Annotated in this window: 9 protein-coding genes; 5 read left to right on the top strand and 4 right to left on the bottom strand. The window is 68.9% G+C overall.

Translation table 11 applies throughout. The features are described 5' to 3' along the window. Together ABZS66_RS43260 and ABZS66_RS43255 are read left to right on the top strand one after the other, a co-directional pair. On the top strand, positions 1-232 hold a 232-nt coding region (locus tag ABZS66_RS43260; RefSeq protein WP_354768409.1), incomplete at its 5' end, for a hypothetical protein. 82 nt (positions 233-314) lie between these two features. Next, complete coding sequence (locus ABZS66_RS43255) at positions 315-1,124, top strand: hypothetical protein (RefSeq protein ID WP_354768407.1); 810 nt, start codon at positions 315-317, stop codon at positions 1,122-1,124. Between the two features lie 25 nt (positions 1,125-1,149). Here the strand turns inward: ABZS66_RS43255 and ABZS66_RS43250 are convergent, their stop codons facing one another. The 3 genes from ABZS66_RS43250 to ABZS66_RS43240 all read right to left on the bottom strand — a co-directional run bounded on the left by ABZS66_RS43250 (position 1,150) and on the right by ABZS66_RS43240 (position 2,654). Continuing rightward, a complete protein-coding gene (locus ABZS66_RS43250) occupies positions 1,150-1,539 on the bottom strand; it encodes a VOC family protein (protein WP_354768405.1) in 390 nt (129 codons plus the stop codon). Between the two features lie 101 nt (positions 1,540-1,640). Then, positions 1,641-2,138, bottom strand: a complete 498-nt coding sequence (locus ABZS66_RS43245; RefSeq protein ID WP_354768403.1) for a hypothetical protein — start codon at positions 2,136-2,138, stop codon at positions 1,641-1,643. 99 nt (positions 2,139-2,237) lie between these two features. Next, positions 2,238-2,654, bottom strand: a complete 417-nt coding sequence (locus tag ABZS66_RS43240; protein WP_354768401.1) for an ASCH domain-containing protein — start codon at positions 2,652-2,654, stop codon at positions 2,238-2,240. A gap of 358 nt (positions 2,655-3,012) precedes the next feature. Here ABZS66_RS43240 and ABZS66_RS43235 point away from each other — a divergent pair, with 358 nt between their 5' ends. The 3 genes from ABZS66_RS43235 (at position 3,013) to ABZS66_RS43225 (ending at position 5,622) form a co-directional block, all read left to right on the top strand. Then, positions 3,013-4,467 carry an ATP-binding protein gene (locus ABZS66_RS43235; protein WP_354768399.1) on the top strand — a complete coding sequence of 485 codons (1,455 nt, stop codon included), beginning with the start codon at positions 3,013-3,015 and terminating at the stop codon, positions 4,465-4,467. A 204-nt stretch (positions 4,468-4,671) separates the two neighbouring features. Beyond that, positions 4,672-5,229: a hypothetical protein gene (locus tag ABZS66_RS43230; protein WP_354768397.1), complete on the top strand. Its 558-nt coding sequence runs from the start codon at positions 4,672-4,674 to the stop codon at positions 5,227-5,229. Between the two features lie 45 nt (positions 5,230-5,274). Further along, positions 5,275-5,622 (top strand): VOC family protein, encoded by a 348-nt coding sequence (locus ABZS66_RS43225; RefSeq protein ID WP_354768395.1) that lies wholly within the window; start codon positions 5,275-5,277, stop codon positions 5,620-5,622. A 12-nt stretch (positions 5,623-5,634) separates the two neighbouring features. Here the strand turns inward: ABZS66_RS43225 and ABZS66_RS43220 are convergent, their stop codons facing one another. Beyond that, positions 5,635-6,195, bottom strand: a complete 561-nt coding sequence (locus tag ABZS66_RS43220) for a DoxX family protein (protein WP_354768393.1) — start codon at positions 6,193-6,195, stop codon at positions 5,635-5,637. Positions 6,196-6,308: the final 113 nt, after the last annotated feature.

Raw genomic sequence — 6,308 nt, 5'->3', positions numbered from 1 at the left:
TCTCGGCCAACACCGCATCGATCATCTCGAACGGTACGAGGCGGGTCAGTTCACCGAGGTGACCGGCCGCGAACCGACCCGCGGCTACCGTGATGGTACGGGTTATGGCAATCTGAGCAGCCAAGCGGAGTTCCTGGTTCTGGGTTGTCTTGGAGTGACAAACCTTGATACCGGAACTCCGCTTCTCACTGCCCGATCAACACACCCCTTGACCAACCAGCAACAGCCCTAACTGAACGGCGTTGTGACTAGCCCGGGCAGTTTTGCGCTGCCGGGGGCTGTATCACGGGACCCTCTTCGGCGCTCTGGCTTGCATGTGGCGTGTCGCGCTGGGACTGTTCGTGGGCGCCGGGGTGGTCGCGGCGTATCGGTACCAGCATCCGCACGGTCCGCTGCCGCTGGTGTGGGCGGCGCTCGCGGTCGCGCTGGGCGGCTGTGCGGGCGGCATCCTGATGTACGGCCGGCGCCGGTGGGCCGAACTGACCGCCGTGCATCCGGTGCGGGTGCGTGAGGTCGCCGGGCCGGTGGTGGTGATTGCCGTCGGTGGGGTGCTGGCCGTCAACGTGACCAGGTTCCTGCCCGGGCCGGCCGGCTCCTGGCACAGCGGGCTGCTGGTGTGCCTCGCGATCCTGGCCGGCATTCCGACCGGTCTGGTCATGTTCGCGGTACGGCGGGTGGCGTGCGCCGAGCCGCGTCCAGGCCCGGTGGGCCGCCGGGTCGCCGCGCTGCTCGGCCTGCGCCGGTTGCTGCAGCGGTTGCTGGCCGCCTTGGGTGCCGTTGTCGCGCTCGTGACCTTCGAGTTCAGTGCGTACAACGAGCTCCAGCCCAGCCCGCGCCCGGACCAGTACATCCTGATCTTCGGCGGTGTCGGCTCGCTGCTGGTCGCGGCCGCCTACGTGCCGGCCTGGACCGCCCTGCAGGACAGCGCCCACCGGCTGCGCGGTGAGCTGTTCCCGCTCGACGACCTCGCCGACGGGCCCACGATCCTGAGCAACGCGGCGGACGGCCAGCGCCTCGAACAGATCCTCGGCGCCGACCGCGGCATCCTGGCCGACCTGCAGAACGGCATGGCCGTCGCGGCACCCCTGCTGGCCGGGGCGGTCGCCGCGTTCCTGCCGCACTAGGCAGGGGATCGGAGCCCGCGGTCGATCACGCGGCGCCGCTGCCGTACGGGCGCGTGAGGATCTCGAGGTTGTGCCCGTTCGGATCGTCGAAGTACACGCCACGACCGCCGTCGCGGTGGTTGATCTGCTCCGGCTCACCGTGGTGCGGATCGGCGTAGTAGGCCACCCCGGCATCCCGGATCCGACCGAAGATGGCGTCGAACTCGTTCTCCGAAACCAGGAACGCGTAGTGCTGCGTGGTGATGGGCTCGCCGGCGGTATCGATGAAGTCCAGGGTGACGCCGTTGCTCATCTCGACCGGCACGAACGGGCCGAAGCGAGGACCCACCGGCACCCCCAACATCGCCGCCAGGAACTTGGCGGATGTCTCCTTGTCGCGGGCCGCGACGATAGTGTGATTGAGCTGTACGGACATCGCGCGCCTCCAGACTCGTGTACCTGCTACCTCCGTATACCCGCAAAACGGAACGGACTACGCCGGCCGCCCAAACTCCGCGCCGGTGTTGCGCCGACGGCTCAGTCTCCTGAATGGCCGCAGAAATGGATGTGGGCTGGTCTGCCGTCCTGGTAGCTGATGACGTACGTGCCGATCCAGCGGTCGCGTGCATCGAAGCTGTCGGTCCCCATCCATGCCTCCACCTGGCCCGCCGACGGTGTCACGGTGCCGAAGGTGGAGATCAGGTCGTCGGGAGGTAGCGGGGAGACCGTCCCGAACTCCGGCTCGGCCGACACGCCGTTGACCATGTCGATGATCGAGTGGGTTCCTGACTCCGGTTGCGCCGCGAGGAGCGTGTCCGGGTCGATCGGCTCCGGCCTGGACCTGCGCTCCAACCAGGCCTCGACGATCGCGTCGTAGCGCTCGGGGTCGGTGTGGCGCGGGGCGAGTCTCGCGCGGAACTCCTCATCCGTCATGTCCAGGTCGGGATCGGTTGACGCCCGGTAGTAGTCGCCCTGGTCATAGACCTGCTGCCGCAACTGCTGAAGCGCGGCGTTCACATCGTCCAGGTACTGCACGGTGTACGACCATCCGGACGAGCCCATCAGCATTCCTCCCGAGGCCACGCGCAACCCCGGCGATCTTGCCATGCGAGTCCGCCCCGAGTTGCGCAGGGGTCAGAGCGCCGTGACCAGGCGGAACCGCTGCAGCACAACGGGCGTGTCGTCGTTCACCGTGAAGTCCGGGACGCCCAGCCAACTCCGGTAGTCCGCTCCGTGCCAGAACCTCTCGTGCCCGGCTCGCCAGGCCGCGACCGAGTCGTCGCCTTCACCTTCGTCGCGGGCATGGTCGACGTCGACATCGCCCAGTCGGACGATCCGGACCTCGGTCAGCTCGATCTCCGCGACCCGCCGGCCGGCGGAGTCGACCACGGCCGCCCGGGCGCCCACGACCGGTAGCGGGTCGTCTTCGATCTCATAGTCCTGGCGCAGGGCGGTGGTGGCGGTTTTCGTTCCGTCGAGTACGGCGGCGACCAGCTTGTCGCGCAGCGGACCCGGAAAGGCGAACTCGAACACAGGCAGGTCGGCGGGCATCGGACCAGGTTAGCCGAGGAGAACATCGCCAGGTGGCCCGCGCCTTCTCCGCGGCGCGCACGGTACGGCACCAAAAGACCCACGAGGCGCTTTCCTTCACCGGTTTCCCGGATCCGGTTCACGTCCCATGGGCCATGGATAAAGCTACCGCCGCGGGCGGCCGCCGTGGGGTGGGAGACAGGGTGAACCAGCGAGGATCGCCGGACAGGGAGCGCCTGGAAGGGTAGTAGGTCCGGCGTTCAGCAGGTCCCCAGTTGGTTTGCAGCCGAACTCAAGGTTGCCGACTGCACCATGTTGGATGCGTCTGGTATCGCAGGCAACGCCCGGGATCGGCCGCCGGGTCCCGCCGTGGCCGGGTATGGCTGACGTGCTCGGCCGCACGCCGCTGAGCGTCAAGCTCGTCGTGGCGGTGCTCGGGCTGGTCACCAGCGCCGTGACGGTCGTGGGCGCGGCCACCGTCACCGCGTTGCGCGAGGAGCTCACCGGCCGCATCGACCGCCAGCTCGCCGACCTCGGCGACCAGGCCCGCAAGCAGATCGCCGCCGGTCACACCGAGCTGCAGTTCCCGGTACCGGAGGATCAGGACACGAGCCTGAAGTTCCCCAACCCGTTCCTCATCGAGTCGCTGGACACCGACCGCAGGCTGGTCAGCTCGTTGCCGCGCCAGCTGCCCCCGGACCCACCCGACCTCAAGCACGCCGACCTGTCCAGGACCGAGCCGTTCACGGTGCACGGGCTGAACGGCACGATGCGGTGGCGGGTCCTCTCCGTCACGGCGCCGGGCGGCCAGCACATCGTCATCGGCGCCCAGCTGTCCGATGTGGACGGTACCGTGGGCCGGCTGGTCTGGTTCGTGCTGCTGGTCGGGCTGAGCATCGTCGCGACGGTGGCCGTCCTGGCCGTCTGGCTGGTCAAGGCCAGCCTGCGGCCGCTCGCCCAGATCGAGCAGACCACGGCGGTGATCGCGGCCGGCGACCTGTCCCGGCGGGCGCCCGAGCTCGACCCGCGCACCGAGGTCGGCCGGCTGGGCCGGGCGTTCAACCTGATGATCGAGCAGATCGAGGATGCCTTCGCGGCCCGGTCGGCGTCCGAGGCGACCGCCCGCTCGTCGGAGGAGAAGATGCGCCGGTTCGTCGCCGATGCCTCGCACGAGCTGCGCACGCCGCTCACCATCATTCGTGGGTTCGCCGAGCTGTACCGCCACGGCGCCGTGCAGGACCCGCGGGAGGCCGCCGGGCTGGTAGGGCGCATCGAGGACCAGGCCCGGCGGATGGCCGTACTCGTCGAGGATCTGCTGCTGCTGGCCCGCCTCGACCAGCAGCGCCCGCTGGCCGTGGAGCCGGTCGACCTGGTCGCGCTCGCCTCCGACGTCCTCGAGGGCTTCCACGCTGTGGAGCGCGACCGGCCGCTCGCGCTGGACGTCGCCACACCGGCGCCGCTGATCGTCACCGGCGACGAGCAGCGGCTGCGCCAGGTCATCTCGAACCTCGTGGCCAACGCCCTCACGCACACGGGCGTCGACGCCGAGGTGACGGTGCGGTTGTCGCGCCGCCCCGGGCAGGCCGTGGTCGAGGTGACCGACACCGGGCCCGGGCTCGGCCCCGACGAGGCGCAGCGCGTCTTCGAGCGGTTCTACCGCGCGGACCCGGCCCGCACCCGGACCAGCGAGAAGACCGGCACCGGACTGGGCTTGGCGATCGTCGCAGCGATCGTCACCGCGCACGCGGGAACCGCCGAGGTCGAGAGCGACCCGGGCCGGGCCACCACGTTCCGCGTGCTGCTCCCGGCCGCCGAGCAGCAATCGGGTCAGTAAGGCAGGGAGGTATTCGATGTGCAAGCATGGCGACCTGTTTCGAGGAGGTCTCCGCCCGTGTGGTGGCATGCTGATGCATACCGGACGATCGGCCTCAGTCCGTCGGTGGACCCTGTGGTGGCGGGCTGGATCGACGCACTGGAACGCGAGTCGGGTCTCCACGTTCCGCTTGCTGTGCGGGAGTGGTACTCGCTCCGGGGAGCGGTGGAATGGCTCGCGCGCCACAGCGACAACATCCTGGTCAATGCCGCCGGACTCGGTGACCCGATCGCCGGCGGCCGGCTCGTCACCGAGACCGACTCGCAGTGCTGCTGGCGCTGGGCCGTGCGGCTCCGCCCGCCGCGCTACGCCGGCGAACCGCTCTTTCACCTCCCCGAAGTACCGCCGACCGTCCTCGACGAGGACCCGCCGGTCTGGATCATCGACCCTGACGATGACGATCCGTTCGAGAAGCTGTACGCCGACCACTTCTCCACGTACGTGCTGACGTCGGTCTGGACGGCCCAGGCGTTCGGCCCGGACTCCTTCTTCACGGACGACGATCGCCTGCCGCGACAGGCACTCGACGCCCTGCGGCAGCGCTATGTCGAACTCCCCACGACATACGCCTGGGCCGGCAACCAACCCTGCGACGCGGTGTACCGCTTCACCGGCCCCGCCAACATCATGATCGCCGTCCGGGACGAGACGGCCCTGCACACGTTCGTGGCCACGGACAACGAGCAAGAGCTCGCCAGGATCCGAGCCGTCCTCGACCTGTGAGCCCTGCGGCCTTCCAGGTCGGTGCCACGATCATAGAATCGTGTGATGGGTGTCAAGCGGATCAAGCCCAACATTCGGTCCGATCGCCTCGACGAGAGCCGGGCTTTCTACACGAAGGTCGTCGGGCTGCAGGAGCAGCCCGGCCTCGACTGGATCCTGTTCTTCGGCACTGACCGTCGTGAGGTGCAGCTCAGTGTCATGAGGTTGGACGTCAAGGCCGGCGTTCATCCCGACATCTCCATCGAGGTCGACGACGTCGACGCGGTGTTCGGCCGGGCCGTCGAGGCTGGAGCCGAGATCGTCTATCCCCTCACGGACGAGGAGTGGGGTCTGCGGCGGTTCTTCGTCCGAGACCCGAACGGCACGGTCATCAACGTGACCCAGCACGCGTGACATCATCCCAGGTCAGAACTGGGTGTGGGTCATCGTGTACCAGGTCGGAACGATCGTGGTCAGCACCATCACCACGATCACCGCGAGCGACACGAGCGTGCGCCGGGTCGTGAGCGCCGCCGGCGCGAGGGGCCTCAGGTGCGACCGTCCCACCGCGATGAACCCGGCAACCGCTCCGAGGACGAGGTTCGCTGGGACCAGCGCGTATTCGCCGCGCATGAGGTGGAAGCCGGCGGCCAGGAGCATCGTCAGCGCCAGACCGGCGGCGGCGAGCGGCGTCAGCTTCGGCCTGACCCGGGTGATGGCGGGCAGGATCAGGCCGACGCCGCCGAGCACCTCGCAGACCCCGATGAAGACGATGAGGGGTTGCGGCACCGCGGCGTACCAGGCCACGGCCCGAGGCGCCTGTGCATACAGGACTCCGTCGTACAGAAGCACCTTGCCGAAGCCGCTGCCCGCGAAGAAGAAGCCCCACAGGACCTGCAGCGCCCAGAGCACACCGTTGAGTGTCAACCGCACTCCACGCCGCTGGTCCTTGACGCCGAGCTGATGCACGCTGACCTGCGAGTTCATGGCTTGTCTCCCTTACGAGTGGCTGAGGAACCCAGCGTCTCGCCCGGCGGTACGGATGCACATCCGTGGTCACCACGGAACCGGCCACTGATCCGGCAGGACCCGCCGCGGCC

Source organism: Dactylosporangium sp. NPDC005572, assembly GCF_040605515.1.
In the GTDB taxonomy this organism is placed as follows: domain Bacteria; phylum Actinomycetota; class Actinomycetes; order Mycobacteriales; family Micromonosporaceae; genus Dactylosporangium.
Note: the sequence above shows the minus strand (reverse complement) of the source record. Positions and strands in the feature narration are given on the sequence as shown.